Raw genomic sequence first — 18,805 nt, 5'->3', positions numbered from 1 at the left:
TCGCCTAGAAATAGCGGCTCAAAATCTGCTGGGTGAAGGGGATCTTAAGATAGAAGCCCCGCGGGTTGGTGAGTTTAACCTGACCATCCTGCGCTATGCTCTGGGTGAGCGCGCGGCTGTTGGCGCCTTTGGGCCTGAGCTGCAGCACCTCGCCGTGACGGGCGGTGATCTGCTCGACCTTGCCTAAGGCGATAAGCTCCATGATCTCTTCCCAGTCCTGACGTATCTGCGCCATCTCTTCTTCGCTCGGGGTCCAGAGGATGGGACTGCCGATGCGCCGCTCGCCAATCGGCTTGTGGCGAATGCCCTCTACCGGGATCCACAGCACCCGCTGTAGCTTGTGGTACACCAGACTCTCCTGCCATCTGAGGCCGTTGATATTCATCAGCGGGGCGACGGTGACATAGGTGGTCTCTAGCGGCTTACCCGATTCATCCACAGGGATGGTTTTGAGCTCGACGCCGAGATGGAGAAAGTCCTGCTCCGGCTTAGAGCCGGCGGTGGCCCCCAGTTCGAGTTCGATAAGCTGGCCTATCCAGCCTTTGTCTCGTTTCAGGTTGCTCGGCACGGCGACATGGTGAAGCTCGGCCAGCTGCCCCAGAGAGAGTCCGGCCATCTCCTGGGCGCGCTGCATCAGCTCGTCGAGGGATTCGGGGGGAAGAATTTTACTTTTCATGGGGAGGGATTTTACCCGAGTTATGCACTTAATCAATCGAGGTTAAAAATTGTGCGATCTTTTTAGGGCAAGGAGATCCTTGAGCCTTTTTAAATTAAGTGACTGAAAAACATCGCTTTAGCTAGGTTGTTCATTTAGGTTCATCGAGAGTTATTTAAGTTACTCTGTGATTTCCCCACCCTTTCCAACACACTTATCCACAGATTTATTGGATAACTGAATAAGTCTGTCACAGGGCAGAATAAAAAAACCCTTGTCAAGGGGATTTTGATGACATTTTTCCGCTGTAAGAGTCGATAAATCTATTTGTCTGTGAATAACCTTTGGGGGCTTTATTTGGTTTTTTACTTGACACAGGCTTTGGGTGTTTTTTGTGCGATCTCTGAGTGTGAACAAATGATCTCATAGTGTGAATAATTAATTTTTATTTAATTACAGTTATTTACCGTTTGAATTTCGGCTGGTATCTGCTTGGGTTTTGATCTGTGATTTGGCTAAATTGACAATTTTAACTGAGTTTCAAACAGAGATATCCACAGATTTTGTGGATATCCCCGAGTTTGCTCGCCAGGCTCTGTTGATAAAAGTAAAAATTTTAGTTTTTTATCCAAACAATATCTGTTAATGGGGAATTGCCGCCGACGCCGCTTTGTGAAACAATCGATTCATTAGAATATTTCATTTTGGAGTCCATGTGATTGATAGTGACGGCTTTCGTGCAAATGTAGGCATCATTATCTGTAATCGCTTTGGGCAGGTGATGTGGGCCAGAAGATTTGGTCAACATTCCTGGCAATTTCCGCAAGGTGGCGTGGATGAAGGCGAAAGCGCCGAGCAAGCCATGTATCGGGAGTTGTATGAAGAAGTTGGGTTAAGGCCTGAACATGTGCAAGTGTTAACCTCAACTCGTTCCTGGTTGCGTTATAGATTACCTAAACGGTTAATTAGGCAAGACAGTAAACCCTTATGTATCGGACAGAAGCAGAAGTGGTTTCTATTACAGTTGAAGAGTCAGGAGTCTGCCATCGATCTGGCGGCAAGCGGCCACCCGGAGTTTGATGACTGGCGTTGGGTCAGTTACTGGTATCCGGTCAGACAGGTGGTATCCTTTAAACGAGACGTGTACCGAAAGGTAATGAAAGAGTTTGCGCCGACGGCCTTGCCGTTTCAGGCCCAGGAAAATACTCAAGGCGGCAGAAGAAGAGGTCGCCGCAGGTAGCTAAGATGGCAAGTAATAGAGGGAGAGGTAGGCTGTGTTAAAGACGCTCAGAGACATCACTCAGGCCGTAGCCGCAGCCGATGATCTTCAATCAGCCCTCTCTTTGCTTGTCAGCCAGACCAAGTCGGCGATGGAGACCCAGTGTTGCTCCATCTATATCCTGGAAGAGCAGGAGCTGGTGCTGTCGGCCACCGATGGCCTGGACCCGAGAGCCGTGGGCAAGGTCAAGATGCCCATGAGCCAGGGCCTGGTCGGTCTGGTAGCCGAACGCGAAGAGCCGGTCAACCTGGCTGATGCTCAGCAACACCCCAGATTTAAGCTATTCACCGAAGTCGACGAGGAAGATTTTCGTGCCTTTCTCGCCGTCCCCATCATTTATCAGAAATTAATCCTAGGCGTGCTGGTGGTGCAGCAGGCCGATGCGCGCCAGTTTAGCGAGGCCGAAGAGGCCTTCCTGATGACGCTCGCCGCCCAGTTGGCGGTGGCGGTGCGTGAGCAGCGTAAGAAGGCCGAGGTGAAATCGGCGCCGGACAAGTGTGTCTATACCGGCACCTCGGCGGCCAGTGGCGTGGTGATCGCTCACGCTATGGTGCTGGGGGGCGAGATCCCCCTTGAGCAGCAGGGGCGTCGCACCCAGCAGGTTGACGAAGAATTACAGGCCCTGAGTCAGGCGCTGGATGCCTGTCGCAACACCCTGAGCGCCCTGTCACAGCGCTTCGATGGCGAAAATGAGAAAGAGGTGCAGTCTATCTTCTCCGCCCTGCAACTGCTGCTGGATGATACCAGCCTGGGCGGTGAATATGGGCGGGAGATCCAGGCGGGCTGGACGGCTATCTCGGCGGTGAGCCGGGTGTCGCTGCGCTACATAGATCATTTCCAGCAGATGCAAGACCCTTATATGCAGGAACGGGCGACGGATATTCGCGATCTGGGCCAGAGGGTGCTGCGTGAGCTGATCGAGCCGCAGAAGATGCAGCTGGAACTGGATGTGCCCGTGATCCTGGTGACCAAGGAAGCCACGGCGACCATGCTCGCCGAGTTCCCCCAGCACAAGCTGGTGGGCATAGTAACAGAGCTAGGTGGGGTTAACTCCCACGCGGCTATCTTAGCGCGCGCCTTCGGCGTCCCGGCGGTGATAGGTGTCGAGGGGATCCTCAATGCCGGTATCGATGGCAAACAGCTGATCCTAAACGCCAACCGCGGACAGGTGCTGATCTCGCCCACACCGACGCTGATCGGTGAGTATCGCAGCCTGATCTCGGCGGAGAAGGCGCTGCAGAAACGTTATGCCGAGGAGCTGTCTAAGCCTGCATTGACCTTAGATGAGCGCCGAATTCATCTCTATCTTAATGCCGGGCTGTTAAGCAGCCTGGCCTCGGAGATCGCCGAGGGCGCCGACGGCGTCGGCCTGTATCGCACCGAGATCCCTTTCATGTTGCAGACCCGTTTCCCCAGCGAGGCCGAACAGGTCGAGGTCTATCGTCAGGTGTTGAATGCGGCGCTTGGGCGTCCCGTGGTGATGCGCACCCTGGATGTGGGCGGTGACAAGCCATTGTCTTATCTGCCTATTATCGAGGAGAACCCTTTCCTCGGCTGGCGCGGGATCCGTCTGACGCTGGATCATCCCGAGCTGTTTCTGGTGCAGCTCAGAGCCATGCTCAATGCTTCGGGGGGCGGTGAGCAGCTGCATATTCTGCTGCCCATGGTCTGCTGTTTGGACGAGATAGATCAGGCCATCGCCTATCTGGAGCAGGCTTATCTCGAGGTGAAGCAAGATGTTCATCCAGACCTGCAGCGGCCTAAGATAGGCATAATGCTGGAGGTGCCTGCACTATTGTTTCAGCTCGAAGAGGTTGCCAAACGGGTCGACTTTATCTCTGTCGGCTCGAACGACCTGACCCAATATCTGCTGGCGGTCGATAGAAACAATCCAAGAGTCAGTACCCTGTATGACTCCTATCATCCGGGCATTTTACGGGCGCTGACCCAGGCGAGGCTGGCGTGCCGAGAGTATCGCCTGCCGATCAGCGTCTGTGGCGAGCTGGCAGGCGAACCCATGGGCGTATTGCTGCTGGTCGCCATGGGCTATACCCAGCTGAGTATGAACCAGGGCAGTCTTGCCAAGATCAATTATCTGATCCGTAGGGTGTCCTATCAGGACTTGAGTGAGCTGCTTGCCCAGGCGTTGTCACTCACCAACGGCTTCGAGGTGAGGGAACTGCTGACGCTGTATCTGAAAGAGAAAGGTCTGGACGAATTCCTATAAGTGAGTTTCTCTCTGTGAGCGTTAGGCAATTTCAATCTGTCGGTAATTCCTTTAAGCTAATGCCTCCTTTCGCCACTGCCGTCGAGGTTACATGTTCACCATAGTTGTCAGTTGTATTGCCCTGGGGGCCTTCATCGGTTTTATGGCGGGCCTGTTAGGCATTGGCGGTGGCGTGATAGCCGTACCTGTATTGCTGTTTCTTCTGCCCATGGCGGGCGTGGTGCCTGAGCATTTGACCCATGTGGCTATTGCCACCTCGCTGGCGGCGATCATTCTAACCGGGGCCTCATCTGCCCGGGCTCATCATGCCCGCGGTAATATTCCCTGGCATCTACTCACCATCATGCTGCCGGGCTTAATAGTTGGTGCCCTGTCCGCAGGTTTTATCTCCTCGCTGTTTTCTGCTCAGCTACTCAAGCAGGTATTTGCTGGTTTCTTGGTGTTGATGGCGCTGCAGATGGTGTTTCCCTTTAAGGCGGCAGAGGGCGAGCGTAGCTTACCCGCGAGTCCCTCTCTGTTTGTTACCGCAATGTTTGTCGCCATCATAGCCGCACTAATGGGCATAGGCGGCGGCATCTTGTTTATCCCATTTTTGACCTGGTGCGGCGTGCAGATGCGCCACGCCATAGGTTTCTCCTCGGTGACAGGGCTGATGATCGCCCTGTTTGGTAGTCTCAGCTATGTGTTTGCTGGCTGGGCGACTCAAGGGCTGCCCGAATACACCCTAGGCTATATCTATCTACCCGCCTTGTTCGGCATCGTCTGCACCTCTATGTTGACGGCGCCACTGGGGGCGAAGGCGGCCAGTGTCTGGCCCACGGCAAGATTGAAGAAAATCTTCGCCATCATGTTATTCTTTACCGGGATCAAGTTAGCCCTCAGCTAGAGATGGCCGTAAAAAAGCGGTTGATAGAACAAAGGCTCGGCTAAAGCTAGATTAAGACTCGATTAGGGAAGGGCGCTAAAGTCCCCATCCAAGCAACAATGATAAGTAGGATAAGATGAAACAGTATTTGGCATTATGTGAACGAATCATCAATGAGGGCGTCTGGGTTGAAAACGAGCGCACGGGAAAGCGCTGTTTAACCGTGATCAATGCCGATCTGGAATATGATGTGGCCGCCAACGAGTTTCCCCTGATCACCACGCGTAAGAGTTTCTGGAAGGGGGCGATTGCCGAGCTGCTGGGTTACCTCAGGGGCTATGACAATGCCGCCGACTTCAGAAAATTGGGCGCCAAGACCTGGGATGCCAACGCCAATGAAAACAGCGCTTGGCTGAATAACCCTCACCGTAAGGGTCATGACGATATGGGCCGGGTTTACGGGGTGCAGGGCAGAGCCTGGGCAAAGCCAGATGGCGGCACAGTAGATCAGCTAAGAAAGATAATCGACAACCTGTCTAAAGGAGTCGATGATCGCGGCGAGATCTTAAGCTTCTACAATCCAGGTGAATTTCATATGGGCTGTCTGCGTCCCTGCATGCACACCCATAACTTCTCTTTGCTGGGCGATACCTTATACCTCAACAGTTTCCAGCGCTCCTGCGACGTTCCCCTAGGGCTAAACTTCAATCAGGTGCAGGTGTTTGCCCTGCTGGCGATTGTGGCGCAGATCACAGGTCACAAACCGGGTAAGGCCTACCATAAGATAGTCAATGCGCACATCTATGAAGATCAGTTACCCCTGATGCAGGAGGTGCAGCTTAAGCGCGAGCCCTTCCCGTCGCCTAAGCTAAGCATCAATCCGGATATCAAGTCGCTGGAAGATCTCGAGACCTGGGTCACCATGGACGATTTCGAGGTGACTGGTTATCAGCACCACGAGGCGATTCAGTATCCCTTCTCTGTTTAAGTGTCATCCTTAAGACTGAGGAATTTCTGAGGTAAGGCGCGGCAGACTCTTTGTGAGTCGCCGCGCTTTATTAATTTATTCTGCATAAAAAATCTCCCTTTCAATCTTAATCTGCCTGTGATCCCTGTCACATATGGTTTTAATCGCCACTCCCGCTAAGTAAAACTGCATGCTATTGATTAGTCAGCGGTGACTGACTACACTTAATACCTCGGAATTACCGATGTTTAATGCCGATGCAAACGATTATTCAGCTAGGTTGCATTCCGCTAGACTCAATACATTAAGTGTTTTTGGAGTTTATTTATGGAAAAGGCGATTAGAAATTTTCTGAGCCAGGAATCGGCCGGTGGCATCTTATTGATGGCGGCCGTTATCTTGGCGATGATAATGGCGAACTCCCCGCTATCAGGTCTGTATCAAGGCTTCCTGCACACAGAGATGCAGGTGCGTGTGGGCAGTCTGGATATTGATAAGACGCTGATCCACTGGATTAACGACGGCCTGATGGCGCTGTTCTTCATGTTGATCGGCCTGGAAGTGAAGCGTGAGTTGCTGGAAGGCGCATTGTCGAGCCGCGAGCAGGCATCCTTGCCAACCTTTGCCGCCATAGGTGGCATGATCTTCCCCGCAGCGATCTACTTGATCTTTAATTATGCAGATCCTATTACCCAGGCGGGCTGGGCTATTCCTGCCGCGACCGATATTGCCTTCGCGCTGGGTATCATGGCGCTGCTGGGTAGCCGAGTGCCGGTGGCGCTTAAGGTCTTCCTGCTGGCGCTGGCCATCATAGATGACCTGGGCGTAGTGGTGATCATCGCCATGTTCTATAGCACAGATCTCTCTGCCATCAGCTTAGTGGTTGCTGCGCTGGCGATAGTGATCTTGGTGGGGCTAAATCGTAAGGGCGTGACCGCGCTTGCTCCTTATGGGGTGGTGGGCCTGATCCTCTGGATCGCCGTGCTCAAATCTGGGGTACACGCTACCCTGGCCGGTGTGATCATCGCATTCTGTATTCCGCTGCGGGCCAAAGATGGTAGCTCACCGTCAGAACATCTTGAGCATAGCCTGCACCCATGGAGCACCTTTGTCATATTGCCTATCTTTGCCTTTGCCAATGCCGGGGTCGATCTGTCGGGCATGAGCCTTGGGGATCTGTTATCTCCTGTGCCTGTGGGTATCGCTCTTGGCCTACTGCTGGGTAAACCGCTTGGGGTACTGCTGTTTAGCTTCGTGGCGGTCAAGCTTAAGCTGGCTGCATTGCCAGATGGCATGGGCTGGCGTCATATCGCCCCCGTGGCCGTGATGTGCGGTATCGGCTTTACCATGTCGATGTTCATCTCATCCCTGGCCTTTATCGGCGATGGCGAGGCTTACGGCGATCTGGCACGGCTTGGCATTCTGACCGGGTCGATCATGTCGGCGGTGATAGGATATTTTTGGTTATCTAAGGTGCTTCCAGAGAAAGGAGAAAAATCATGAAAAAACTCGTCGTGACACTCATGCTCTCATTCGGCTTGACCGGGGGCGCCTATGCCAGCCAGCTAGAGGCGTGCGATAAAGATGTCAACAGCGTCGCCTGTCAGTATTACTTGGAGGGGGTTGTCGACGGTGCCCTCATGTTTAAGCCTAATGCGATGGGCAAGCGGGTCGAGACTAATGGGTATGAGTCCCGTGCTCTCAAGTACCGCAGTGGCAAGCGCTTTGAAGAGGCTAATCGTACCTACTGCGAGGGACGCCTGCCCGATCGCGACAGCCTGGTGCAGGGACTTTCTGAGGCCTTGGATATGGGCAAGGTAGACTCGATAGAGACGCTAAGCGAAGTCATGTACAACATGATGGATTGCCAACGTCTTAAATAGCAGGAGAGACGCGAGCCTTGATGTCGCATCTGAACTATAACCATCTCTATTATTTCTGGATGGTGCATAAGAAGGGCTCGGTGGCCAAGGCCGCCGAAACCTTATGTTTGACCCCGCAAACGGTAACAGGGCAGATCCGCGTACTCGAGCAGCGCCTCAACGGCACCCTGTTTAAGCGGGTGGGGCGTAATCTCGAGCCCACCGAGCTGGGCGAACTGGTCTTTCGCTACGCCGATAAGATGTTCAGCCTGAGCTATGAGATGTTAGATATCCTGAATTATCAAAAGGATAATAATATCTTGTTTGAGGTGGGTATCGCCGATGCACTCTCTAAGGCGCTAGCCAGTCGGGTGCTGCTCTCGGTTGTGCCCAGCGATGGCTCCATGCATCTAGCCTGTTATGAGGCGACCCACGAGAGCCTGATGGAGCGCTTAAGGGCCCACAAGCTGGATATGATCTTATCCGACTGCGCCGGAGAGTCGCTCAAGTATCCGGAGATCCTATCGAAGAAGCTTGGCGAGTGCGGCGTGGCGTTTTTCTCTTCGACCACCTATGACAAACCCTTTCCCGCCTGTCTGGAGGAGGGCAAGTTGTTGATCCCGGGCAAGCGCACCTCGCTCGGCCAGCAACTACATCACTGGTTCGATGAGAATGGCCTGGATGTCACCATACTCGGCGAGTTCGATGATGCGGCCATGATGAAGGCATTTGGCTTCTTCAAGCAGGGTATTTTCGTGGCGCCATCTATCTATAAGCAGGATATTCTCGCCCACGATATGCAGATTCTGGGTGAGACTGACGATATCAAGGAGGTCTACCATGTGATGTTTGCCGAGCGGATGATCCAACATCCGGCGGTAAAATCCCTGCTGGAAACCGACTTTAGCGATCTCTTCGCCGGTAAGGATCTCGAGGTGGAGCGGTTATAAAACGGTGTGAAGCCGGCGGCCTAACTGGTACACTATCGCCAATCGAAAATAAGGGAGTAGTTGTGTGTCAGAGCCAATGAACATAGCCAGAGTAAGATGGGCGTGCCGACGGGGCATGTTAGAGCTTGATGTATTGTTTCAACCCTTTGTTGAGACCCAATATGAACAGCTGTCTATAGATGATAAGGCGGTTTTCGTTCGTCTGTTAGAGTGTGAAGATCCTGAGTTGTTTGCCTGGTTTATGGGCCATGAGGCCTGTCCAGACCCGCAGCTCGCCGACATGGTGGTCAAAGTTCGTGGCCGGGCGGCGCCATAACTTTCACCTGACAGTCTCCTTCGACCAGCGACTCTCGCTGGTCTGTTTTGCGGCCCTGTGCCTGAGTGCTTTTCTGGTCTGGCCGCCAATTGCCTCTCTCTGGTTTCTCACCCTCAAGTATGGCCTGTTAACGGCTACAATCACTTTCTTCCTCTATCAGTTTATTGCGCTAAGACGTTGGTCTCTAGCCTTTTGGCTGGATGAGTCGGGCAGAATTGGTTTTATCCACGACGAGTTAGATTCGCATACGCAAGTGCAGCAGGTTGACGAAGCAATCGAACAACAGCTTAGTTATCGCAGGATTTGGGTGAGCCCCTTGGTAGTGTTGTTCTGGTTATACGAGGGAGAGCAGAAACGCCTGGTTATCTTATGGCGGGATATGTTTGACGACACAGGTTATCGGCACCTGTGTCGCCTGCTACTGAGATTTGGCTAACGCCCTTACCGCTATTGCTCTGGATGCAATATGGTTGGTAGCGGATTATTACTCTTGTTGGGATGGTCGATATTGTAATGTAGGCCGCGGCTTTCCTTACGCTCCATGGCGCAGCGGATGATCAGCTCAGCGACCTGGACCAGGTTACGCAGCTCGAGTAAGTTGTTACTCACGCGGAAGTTGCTGTAGTACTCCTGGATCTCCTGCTGCAGCATGGCGCAGCGGCGCAGGGCGCGTTCGAGGCGCTTGTCTGAACGCACAATCCCCACATAGTCCCACATGAACAGACGTAGCTCGTGCCAGTTGTGGGCGATCACTACCTCTTCATCCGAGTTCGATACCTTACTCTCATCCCAGGCGGGCAGGGTACCCGGCATAGGGATCTTGGCCAGCTGGCTCTCGATATCTTCGGCTGCCGCGCGGGCAAACACCAGACACTCAAGCAGCGAGTTGCTGGCCAGACGGTTCGCGCCGTGCAGACCGGTATAGGCCACTTCGCCGATGGCGTAGAGCCCATTGAGATCTGTCTGACCATGCAGGTCTGTCATCACGCCGCCGCAGGTATAGTGGGCTGCCGGTACCACAGGGATAGCATCTTTGGTGATATCTATGCCCAGTTCCAGACAGCGTCTATAGATAGTGGGGAAGTGCTTGATGACAAAGTCGGCCGGCTTGTGGCTGATATCTAGGTAGACACAGTCGACACCTAAGCGTTTCATCTCATAGTCGATGGCGCGTGCAACGATGTCGCGAGGCGCGAGCTCGCCGCGCTCGTCGAAGTCCGGCATGAAGCGGCTGCCATCGGGACGCTTAAGGTAGGCGCCTTCACCGCGCAGTGCCTCGGTCAACAAAAAGTTGCGGGCATCGGCGTGGTATAGACAGGTGGGGTGGAACTGGTTGAACTCCATGTTGGCCACCCGGCAGCCCGAGCGCCAGGCCATGGCGATGCCATCGCCCGAGGCGATATCTGGGTTAGAGGTATATTGGTACACCTTAGAGCTGCCACCTGTGGCCAGTGCGACGAAGCGAGCCTTAACGGTTTCAACATGCTCTTCGTTACGGTTCCACACATAGGCGCCGAGGACGCGGTTGCCCGGGCGCTTGAGCTTACGTGTGGTGATAAGGTCGATGGCGTTGTAGCGCTCCAGTACCTTGATGTTGGGGTGACTCAGGGCACGCTCCTGTAGCGTCACCTGCACCTCTTTACCCGTGGCATCGGCCGCGTGCAGGATGCGTCTGTGGCTATGGCCACCTTCGCGGGTCAGATGATAGGGCGCCTTGCTTTCATCGCCGTCGGCGGTTTCTTCTTTATCGAAGGCGACGCCGCAGTGAATCAACCACTCCATGGCGCTCTTGGCGTTTTCGGCGGTAAAGGTCACAACTTCTTCATCGCATAACCCGGCCCCGGCGATCAAGGTATCGGTGACGTGAGATTCGATGGTATCCTCTTCATCGAACACTGACGCGATACCGCCCTGGGCGTAGTAGGTTGAGCCTTCGCTGAGTGGGCCTTTTGAGAGTAAGATAACGTTTGATTTTTCAGCCAGATGTAGCGCTAAAGTCAGACCAGCAGCCCCGCTGCCGATAACCAAAACGTCAGATTGATGTTCAACTACTTGTTTCATCAGGTATCATGGTAAGTTATGCGAGTATTGTCTATGGTAAACCAAGACGCCATTTATGGATACTGATCTCGCCGTAGAAAATAAATGTGGATATCGCAATTTTTTTTAGAACTTTTTCGATGTGGGCTAGTCTACATATGTGAATATGATTCGAGCGACTGAGAAATCAGCATTTTAGATTTAGGAGTAGTCGGCTCGGATGAGTGGACAGATAAGTGATCAACAACTCGTTGAGCGAGTGCAACAAGGAGATAAAAACGCTTTTAACCTGCTGGTACATAAATACCAGAGCAAAGTGATTAATCTGATTGCCCGTTATGTGCGTAATCAGGCCGACGTGGCAGATGTGGCACAGGAAGCCTTTATCAAAGCTTATCGTGCGTTGCCTAACTTTAGGGGTGAGAGTGCGTTTTATACTTGGTTGTATCGCATCGCAGTCAATACTGCGAAAAATCATTTAGTGGCACAGGGTAGGCGAGCGCCTGCCAACGATGTCGATGCGGAAGAGGCCGAATATTACGACGGCAGTGATGCGCTAAAGGAGTTTGCCTCCCCTGAGCGTCTCATGTTGTCAGATGAGATTCAGAAAGTGGTCTTCGATACGCTCGATACCTTGCCGGAAGAATTGAAGATGGCTATCTCTCTGCGTGAGCTCGATGGCATGAGTTATGAAGAGATTGCCAATGTGATGGAGTGTCCAGTGGGCACAGTGCGTTCACGTATCTTTAGGGCGCGTGAAGCCATCGACAAGAAGTTGCAGCCTTTGCTGGAACGATGAAGCATTTTATTCGATACACTAAATTTATATGGGTGATAAATGGATAAGTTAGGTCAGGAATGGGTTTCCGCTGCCGTTGATGGTGAAATCGACGAGCAGGAGTTGGCGCAACTCGCCGCCGATACGGATTCACATGAGAAGTGGCGTGATTATCACATGATAGGTGATGCTATGCGTGGTGAGTTGCCCGCTGCGATCAATCTCGATCTCAGTGCCAACATTGCCGCAGCGATTGAGCTTGAGCCTAGTATCCTTGTGCCTAAGCGTGTCGAAACGCCTGAGGTGGCGCCTCAACGTCAACTTGCGAGTGTGGTTCCGCTGTTTAAGCAGTTTGGTCAATATGCCATCGCCGCCAGCGTCGCCTTGGTCGCCGTGATCGGCGTGCAGAATTATAATCAGGGTGGCGTCGAAGATGCTCCTATGCCAGTGCTCAATACCCGTCCGCTGATTGGCAGCGCGTCGCCTGTGAGCCTACAGACTGGCCCGGTACAACAGAATCAAAGTTATACCAATGAGCGTGTGATGGAGCAGCGTCATCGCATCAACACCTATATTCAAGATCATATGCTGCAGCAAAGATTGAATAACAGTGCCAATATAGACGACAATGGTGAGCTTACGCCTATCCCGGTGAATCACTAAAAGCTATTTATACTGGTCACACTGACTATACTCTTTGTGTCGATTGGTATTATTAAGGAGTTAGCTTGCGTCTTATTTGGTTGGCCCTGTTAGTCCTCGTCTTCCCTGCCAGTGCGCAGGAAGAGTTGTCCGCTAAGGCTTGGCTCGAAAATATGAGCCTCGCCTTGAAAGGGCAAGAATTCAAGATGTCCCTGATCCATCTGCAAGCGGATCACATACGCCCCCTGGTTTATCTTCACGGCAAGGTCGAAGACCAAGAAGTCGCTTTTCTCGAGCACCTCAATGGCCCGCCGAAAAATGCCGTGCGCGTGGGCAATACAGTTACCTTTATCGAACATGACCAACCTGCCTACAGCGTGCGCGCCGAGCGTATTCAAGGCGTATTGCCACCTGCGTTTGCCGGCGTTATCTCTGATCTAGAGTCGGGTTATCAGTTTGTCCTGGGTGGACGTTCGCGTCTGGCCGGGCGTCCCAGCCAGTTAGTGCGGATTATCCCCAACGATGACAATCGCTATAGCTATCAGGTATGGCTGGATATGGATACCTATCTGCCGCTGCGTTACGACATGCTGAACCTAGAGAAGCAGCTGCTGGAGCAGGTGCTGGTGGTTGAGTTGATTGTTCTTGACGATGCGCCGGCGATTCTGCGCGAAGCCTATAAGCAGGATTGGCCCGAGATCATGCCTCAGCCCCAGCGTGAGCAGGCTGACAACTGGCAGTTCAAATGGTTACCGCAAGGTTTTAAGATCTTGGTCAAGGATAATCACAGGCTCATCGGCAGCCACGAGTCGGTCGAGTATATCGCCCTGAGCGATGGCCTGGTGAACATCTCTGTGTATGTGGCCAGAGCCGGCGAGACGGCGCTGCCTGACGAGCTGATGACACGCAACGGTCTCTCTTTGGCCGCCGAGCGTGTGGGCAATGCTGAGGTGGTTGCCGTGGGCAAGGTGCCGGCCGAGACACTCAGCCGCATCGCCAAAAGCATCACCATAGAGTGATCCCGCTATGATGGAAGAAACCGCCACAGTGATCAGGTGCCCGGGCGATGGCTGGGTCACGGTAGAAGTGAAAGTTAAAAATGCCTGTAATCATTGCGATAACAATGACACCTGTGGCACCTCTGCCGTGTCTAAGGCGTTCTCGCCCAAGGTGCAGCGCTTCTCGCTGCCTAGCGACACCCAGTATGAACCCGGTGAACTGTTAAAGCTTGGCCTGCCTGAGAGTGTGATCTTAAAGGCGGCCGCCATCGTCTACCTTATGCCGCTGGCGGGCCTTTTTATTGGTGCCACCTTGGGACATTTCCTCGCTGGTCTGGCAGGACTCGTGAGCAGCGATCTGCTGACTATCGCCCTTGGTCTGAGCGGCGCGGCAAGTGCCTGGTGGCTGGGGCGGCGCTGGGCAAAATCGCTGGAGATCAACAGCCAGCCGGTGATCCTCTCCCGCCTTGGCCGGGCCATAGACGGCATTTCCCCTGCCAACTAGTCTATTATTTTCCTTGTCCGATGGATTCCAATTGGTATTAGTTTAGCGATCGGGTACAATTCGGCACTTTTAGATCAATTTCAATTTCGAGTTTAGTCATTTCGCACAATGAAGCATATTAGAAACTTTTCGATTATTGCCCATATTGACCACGGCAAATCAACCCTTTCTGACCGTCTTATTCAAGAGTGCGGCGGCCTGTCTGACCGTGAGATGGCGGCGCAGGTATTGGACTCAATGGATCTCGAGCGTGAGCGCGGCATTACCATTAAAGCCCAGAGTGTGACTCTCGATTACAAAGCTAAAGATGGTGAAACCTACCAGCTGAACTTCATCGATACCCCTGGTCACGTGGATTTCTCCTATGAAGTATCACGCTCGCTGGCTGCCTGTGAAGGTGCCCTCTTGGTGGTCGATGCCGGTCAAGGCGTTGAGGCTCAGACCCTGGCAAACTGCTATACCGCGCTGGACATGGATCTGGACGTGGTGCCTGTACTGAATAAGATAGACCTTCCCCAGGCTGACCCAGAGCGTGTCGCCGAGGAGATCGAGGATATCGTGGGTATTGAGGCCGCCGATGCGGTGCGCTGCTCGGCCAAGACAGGTTTAGGTATCAGCGACGTACTGGAAACTATCGTTGCGCAGATCCCGCCACCAGAAGGTGACCCTGAAGCGCCGCTGCAGGCGTTGATCATCGATTCTTGGTTCGACAGCTACCTGGGCGTCGTTTCCTTGGTGCGTATCAAGAATGGTGTGCTCAAGAAGGGTGACAAGTTCAAGGTGATGTCGACCGGCCAGACCCATACGGCCGATCGCGTCGGTATCTTCACGCCTAAGCAGACAGACACGGCTCAGCTGAGTACAGGTGAAGTAGGCTTCGTGATTGCGGGCATCAAAGAGATTCACGGCGCGCCTGTGGGTGATACTTTGACGCTGGCCAAGAATGGCGCCGACAAGCCGTTGCCTGGTTTTAAGAAGGTGAAGCCGCAGGTTTATGCCGGTGTATTCCCTATCTCGACCGACGACTATGAGAACTTCCGTGACGCGCTCAACAAGCTGAGCCTGAACGATGCCTCACTCTTCTTCGAGCCGGAAACCTCATCGGCACTGGGCTTTGGTTTCCGTATCGGTTACCTGGGTCTGCTGCACATGGAGATCATTCAGGAGCGTCTCGAGCGCGAATATAACTTGGATCTGATCACCACGGCGCCGACCGTAGTCTACGAGGTGGTGACCACCAAGGGCGAGACCATCTACGTCGATAACCCATCGGATCTTCCGCCGATGAACAACATCGAAGAGATGCGTGAGCCTATCGTTGAGACCAACATCCTGGTACCAAAAGAGTACCTGGGTAACGTGATCACCCTGTGTATCGAGAAGCGCGGCGTGCAGACCAACATGGTCTACCACGGCAACCAGGTGGCGATCACCTATGATATGCCGATGGCCGAGGTGGTGATGGACTTCTTCGACCGCTTGAAGTCGACCAGTCGCGGTTATGCATCGCTGGAATATAACTTCAAACGCTTCGAGCCGGCGGACATGGTGCGTCTGGACGTACTGATCAATGGCGATCGCGTCGATGCCCTGGCGATGATCCTTCACAAGGCGAACGTGCGTTATCAAGGCCTGGCCTTGGTGAACAAGATGAAGGAACTGATCCCAAGACAGATGTTCGATATTGCGATTCAGGCGGCCGTCGGCAGCCAGATCATCGCCCGTTCATCGGTCAAGGCCCTGCGTAAAGACGTAACCGCTAAGTGTTACGGCGGCGACGTCTCCCGTAAGAAGAAGCTGCTGCAGAAGCAGAAAGAGGGTAAGAAGCGCATGAAGCAGGTGGGTAACGTCGAAGTCCCGCAAGAGGCCTTCCTCGCCGTGCTGAAGATCAATGAGTAATCACTTTTTAGTTAATAATTGTTAATAGTGATTGATAATGAGCGCCGCGGTTTGCGGCGCTTTGTTTGTTACAGTATAAATGGGCTAATGGCCTGCTAGGCAGGCGATATCCCCCTTATTTTGCTGGAGCATTTTTCAGGAGTTAGTTAGCGTATGGCGGCTTATTTTTCCCTTATCCTGGTCTTGGTGACCCTAGGCAGCGGCCTGATCTGGATGTTCGATGCCTTAGTCTTAGCCCCCAAGCGTCAGCAGAAGCTGGCCATGGCTCAGGCGGCCAACCAGGAGATTAGCGAAGAGAGCGCCGAAAAAATCGTGCGTGAGTCTGCCATAGTGGAGACCTCGCGTTCTATTTTTCCGGTTATCGCTTTCGTGTTGATCCTACGCTCTTTTATCTACGAGCCTTTTCAGATTCCTTCAGGATCTATGATGCCAACCTTGCTGGTGGGCGACTTCATCCTGGTAGAGAAGTTTAGTTATGGGCTGAAAGATCCTGTGTGGCGTAGCAAGCTTATCGAAACAGGCAAGCCACAGCGCGGCGACGTGGCGGTATTTAAATACCCAGAAAACCCGCAGATCGACTACATCAAGCGAGTCATCGGCCTGCCGGGGGATCGCATCGTCTATCGCAACAAGGACCTCTATATTCAAAAAGCCTGCCCAGAGGGACAGAGCGAGTGTCCTAAGCTAGAGAAGATAGAGCGCGCCGGTGTCAATCAGGGCGAATTTACCCAGGATAATATCCCGCTGCTGCGTTACAAGGAGCAGCTGGGCGATGTGACCCACGATATCCTGATTAACCCAGGACGCGGCGAGCCGACCTCTTACTATTTCCGCGAGGGGAATTTGGCGGTGGGTGAGTTTGTCGTGCCTGAAGGTCAGTATTTCATGATGGGTGACAACCGCGACAATAGCACAGACTCACGCTTCTGGGGCTTCGTGCCCGAGGCCAACCTGGTCGGCAAGGCGGTTGCGATCTGGATTAGTTTTGAATTTGAGCGCAAGCCGTCGGACTTTTTACCAACTTGGGTACCGACAGGCGTACGCTTTAACCGTGTAGGCGGAATTGTGTAGATGGAACCCATTAAGAATCTACCGCGTTTGGGTAGAATATTAGGTTATCAATTTCAGCAGATCGCACTGCTGGACCAGGCGTTAACCCACCGCAGTGCGGCGAGCAAGCATAACGAAAGACTGGAGTTTTTAGGCGACTCTATTCTCTCTATCGTCATCTCTGACGCCTTGTATCATCAGTTTCCCAAGGCGACCGAGGGTGACCTGAGCCGGATGCGCGCGACGCTCGTATGCGGTAAGATGCTGGCGGAGATCGCCAAGGAGTTTAAGCTCGGCGATTACCTCAAGCTGGGCCCTGGTGAGCTCAAGAGCGGTGGCTTTCGCCGTGAGTCTATCTTGGCCGATGCCATGGAGGCGATCATAGGCGCCATCTATCTGGATGCCGATATCGAGACCTGTCGTACTTTAGTACTAAACTGGTATAAGAGCCGCCTTGCGGTGATCGAGCCAGTCAATCAGAAAGATCCCAAGACCCTGCTGCAGGAGCACCTGCAGGGATTTAAGCAGCCGCTTCCCGTCTATACAGTGGTGAACATCAGCGGCGAAGCCCATGCGCAAACCTTCACCGTGGAGTGTAAGGTGGAGCAGCTAAAAGAAGCCGTTATCGGCGTGGCCAATTCCCGTAGAAAGGCGGAGCAGATTGCCGCAGCAGAAGTGTTGGAGCGTATTAAGAAATGAGTAACAAACCCGAGCAGCCTGAAGGCGCACAAGAGCCGAGTCTAGACGAGCTGCTGGCGAGGATGAACAGCGGCCGCAGTGGTAGCCAATATGAGGTGACCTATTGCGGCATGGTGGCCATCGTCGGCCGCCCTAACGTCGGCAAGTCGACCCTGCTGAATAAGCTACTGGGTCAGAAGATCTCTATCACCTCTAAGAAGCCGCAGACCACGCGTCACCGCATCATGGGCATTCATACCGATGGCCCGCGTCAGGTGGTGTTTATCGATACCCCAGGTCTGCATATTGAAGAGAAGCGCGCCATCAACCGTCTGATGAACCGCGCGGCGTCCAGCTCTTTGGCCGAGGTTAGCCTGGTGGTATTCGTGGTCGATGGTCTTAACTGGACCGCCGACGATGAGATGGTGCTGAAGAAGCTTCATAACCGTGACGATGGCCGCAAGACGATTCTGGCCATCAACAAGGTGGATAACATCAAGGACAAAGAGGCGCTGTTCCCGCATCTGCAGACCCTGGCGGCCAAGTTTGAATTTGATGAGATCTTGCCTATCTCGGCAACCCATGGCACCAATGTGCAGCGCATCATGGAGCTGGCCTTAGAGTCGGTACCTGAGTCTCCGCACTACTTCCCCGAGGATTATGTCACCGACCGTTCTCAGAAGTTTATGGCCTCTGAGATAGTGCGCGAAAAGCTGATGCGTTTCCTCGGCGACGAGCTGCCCTACGATGCCACGGTAGAGATAGAGCAGTTTAAGATGATGGAAAACGGCGTCTATCAGATCAATGCCTTGATCCTGGTGGAGCGCGAGACCCAGAAGCGTATGGTGATCGGCAACAAGGGTGAACGTATACGCACCATTGCCACCCAAGCCCGTCAAGATATGGAGGTCCTGTTCGATAACAAGGTCTTCCTCGAGGTCTGGGTCAAGGTTAAGTCTGGCTGGGCCGACGATGAGCGCGCCCTGCGCTCATTAGGCTACGGCGAGAGCTAAGTCGACAGATTAATGTTAAGCCGAGATAGTCACGCTAACGTTGTGGTTGTCTCGGCTTTTTTGTCGGCATTGTTTTTGGTA

At 53.3% G+C, this 18,805-nt stretch carries 19 protein-coding genes; 17 read left to right on the top strand and 2 right to left on the bottom strand.

Going from position 1 to position 18,805, the window contains the following annotated elements; all coding sequences use genetic code 11:
• Positions 1–4: 4 nt before the first annotated feature.
• Positions 5–676 carry a DNA mismatch repair endonuclease MutH gene (gene mutH / locus K0H81_RS14930; protein WP_220058831.1) on the bottom strand — a complete coding sequence of 224 codons (672 nt, stop codon included), beginning with the start codon at positions 674–676 and terminating at the stop codon, positions 5–7.
• Between the two features lie 694 nt (positions 677–1,370).
• Between mutH and rppH the strand changes: the two genes are divergently transcribed.
• The 9 genes from rppH (at position 1,371) to K0H81_RS14885 (ending at position 9,557) form a co-directional block, all read left to right on the top strand.
• Positions 1,371–1,895: an RNA pyrophosphohydrolase gene (gene rppH, locus K0H81_RS14925; RefSeq protein ID WP_011864842.1), complete on the top strand. Its 525-nt coding sequence runs from the start codon at positions 1,371–1,373 to the stop codon at positions 1,893–1,895.
• 34 nt (positions 1,896–1,929) lie between these two features.
• Positions 1,930–4,161 carry a phosphoenolpyruvate--protein phosphotransferase gene (ptsP, locus tag K0H81_RS14920; protein ID WP_220058830.1) on the top strand — a complete coding sequence of 744 codons (2,232 nt, stop codon included), beginning with the start codon at positions 1,930–1,932 and terminating at the stop codon, positions 4,159–4,161.
• 91 nt (positions 4,162–4,252) lie between these two features.
• Positions 4,253–5,047, top strand: coding sequence for a sulfite exporter TauE/SafE family protein (locus tag K0H81_RS14915; RefSeq protein ID WP_144201090.1), 795 nt, complete (start codon positions 4,253–4,255; stop codon positions 5,045–5,047).
• 115 nt (positions 5,048–5,162) lie between these two features.
• On the top strand, positions 5,163–6,014 hold the full coding sequence (locus K0H81_RS14910; protein WP_144201092.1) for a thymidylate synthase: 852 nt from the start codon (positions 5,163–5,165) through the stop codon (positions 6,012–6,014).
• 306 nt (positions 6,015–6,320) lie between these two features.
• Positions 6,321–7,496 (top strand): Na+/H+ antiporter NhaA, encoded by a 1,176-nt coding sequence (gene nhaA, locus K0H81_RS14905; RefSeq protein WP_220058829.1) that lies wholly within the window; start codon positions 6,321–6,323, stop codon positions 7,494–7,496.
• A complete protein-coding gene (locus K0H81_RS14900; protein ID WP_220058828.1) occupies positions 7,493–7,876 on the top strand; it encodes a hypothetical protein in 384 nt (127 codons plus the stop codon). Before nhaA ends, K0H81_RS14900 begins: the two co-directional genes overlap by 4 nt.
• 20 nt (positions 7,877–7,896) lie before the next feature.
• Positions 7,897–8,805, top strand: a complete 909-nt coding sequence (nhaR, locus tag K0H81_RS14895) for a transcriptional activator NhaR (RefSeq protein WP_011864848.1) — start codon at positions 7,897–7,899, stop codon at positions 8,803–8,805.
• A gap of 76 nt (positions 8,806–8,881) precedes the next feature.
• The gene (locus K0H81_RS14890) at positions 8,882–9,121 is read left to right on the top strand and encodes an FAD assembly factor SdhE (protein WP_041406484.1); all 240 of its coding nucleotides are present in this window, start codon (positions 8,882–8,884) and stop codon (positions 9,119–9,121) included.
• A complete protein-coding gene (locus tag K0H81_RS14885) occupies positions 9,102–9,557 on the top strand; it encodes a protein YgfX (RefSeq protein WP_220058827.1) in 456 nt (151 codons plus the stop codon). The genes K0H81_RS14890 and K0H81_RS14885 overlap by 20 nt, the downstream gene beginning before the upstream one ends.
• Before the next feature lie 11 nt (positions 9,558–9,568).
• Here K0H81_RS14885 and nadB read toward each other — a convergent pair whose 3' ends face one another.
• On the bottom strand, positions 9,569–11,182 hold the full coding sequence (gene nadB, locus K0H81_RS14880; RefSeq protein WP_011864851.1) for an L-aspartate oxidase: 1,614 nt from the start codon (positions 11,180–11,182) through the stop codon (positions 9,569–9,571).
• A 199-nt stretch (positions 11,183–11,381) separates the two neighbouring features.
• On the opposite strand from nadB, the gene rpoE reads away from it, so the two are divergent.
• The 8 genes from rpoE (at position 11,382) to era (ending at position 18,724) form a co-directional block, all read left to right on the top strand.
• Complete coding sequence (gene rpoE, locus K0H81_RS14875; protein WP_011864852.1) at positions 11,382–11,960, top strand: RNA polymerase sigma factor RpoE; 579 nt, start codon at positions 11,382–11,384, stop codon at positions 11,958–11,960.
• A gap of 39 nt (positions 11,961–11,999) precedes the next feature.
• Positions 12,000–12,602: a sigma-E factor negative regulatory protein gene (locus tag K0H81_RS14870; protein ID WP_011864853.1), complete on the top strand. Its 603-nt coding sequence runs from the start codon at positions 12,000–12,002 to the stop codon at positions 12,600–12,602.
• A gap of 65 nt (positions 12,603–12,667) precedes the next feature.
• Positions 12,668–13,600, top strand: coding sequence for a MucB/RseB C-terminal domain-containing protein (locus K0H81_RS14865; protein WP_220058826.1), 933 nt, complete (start codon positions 12,668–12,670; stop codon positions 13,598–13,600).
• 7 nt (positions 13,601–13,607) lie between these two features.
• Positions 13,608–14,084, top strand: a complete 477-nt coding sequence (locus tag K0H81_RS14860; protein ID WP_220058825.1) for a SoxR reducing system RseC family protein — start codon at positions 13,608–13,610, stop codon at positions 14,082–14,084.
• 108 nt (positions 14,085–14,192) lie between these two features.
• On the top strand, positions 14,193–15,983 hold the full coding sequence (gene lepA, locus K0H81_RS14855; RefSeq protein WP_144201101.1) for a translation elongation factor 4: 1,791 nt from the start codon (positions 14,193–14,195) through the stop codon (positions 15,981–15,983).
• Positions 15,984–16,136: 153 nt separating this feature from the next.
• Positions 16,137–17,054, top strand: coding sequence for a signal peptidase I (gene lepB, locus K0H81_RS14850; RefSeq protein WP_220058824.1), 918 nt, complete (start codon positions 16,137–16,139; stop codon positions 17,052–17,054).
• Positions 17,055–17,732, top strand: a complete 678-nt coding sequence (gene rnc, locus K0H81_RS14845) for a ribonuclease III (RefSeq protein WP_220058823.1) — start codon at positions 17,055–17,057, stop codon at positions 17,730–17,732.
• The gene (gene era / locus K0H81_RS14840) at positions 17,729–18,724 is read left to right on the top strand and encodes a GTPase Era (protein ID WP_011864859.1); all 996 of its coding nucleotides are present in this window, start codon (positions 17,729–17,731) and stop codon (positions 18,722–18,724) included. The genes rnc and era overlap by 4 nt, the downstream gene beginning before the upstream one ends.
• Positions 18,725–18,805: the final 81 nt, after the last annotated feature.

Origin of the sequence: Shewanella halotolerans, from assembly GCF_019457535.1 — a bacterium.
GTDB classification, from domain to species: domain Bacteria; phylum Pseudomonadota; class Gammaproteobacteria; order Enterobacterales; family Shewanellaceae; genus Shewanella; species Shewanella halotolerans.
Note: the sequence above shows the minus strand (reverse complement) of the source record. Positions and strands in the feature narration are given on the sequence as shown.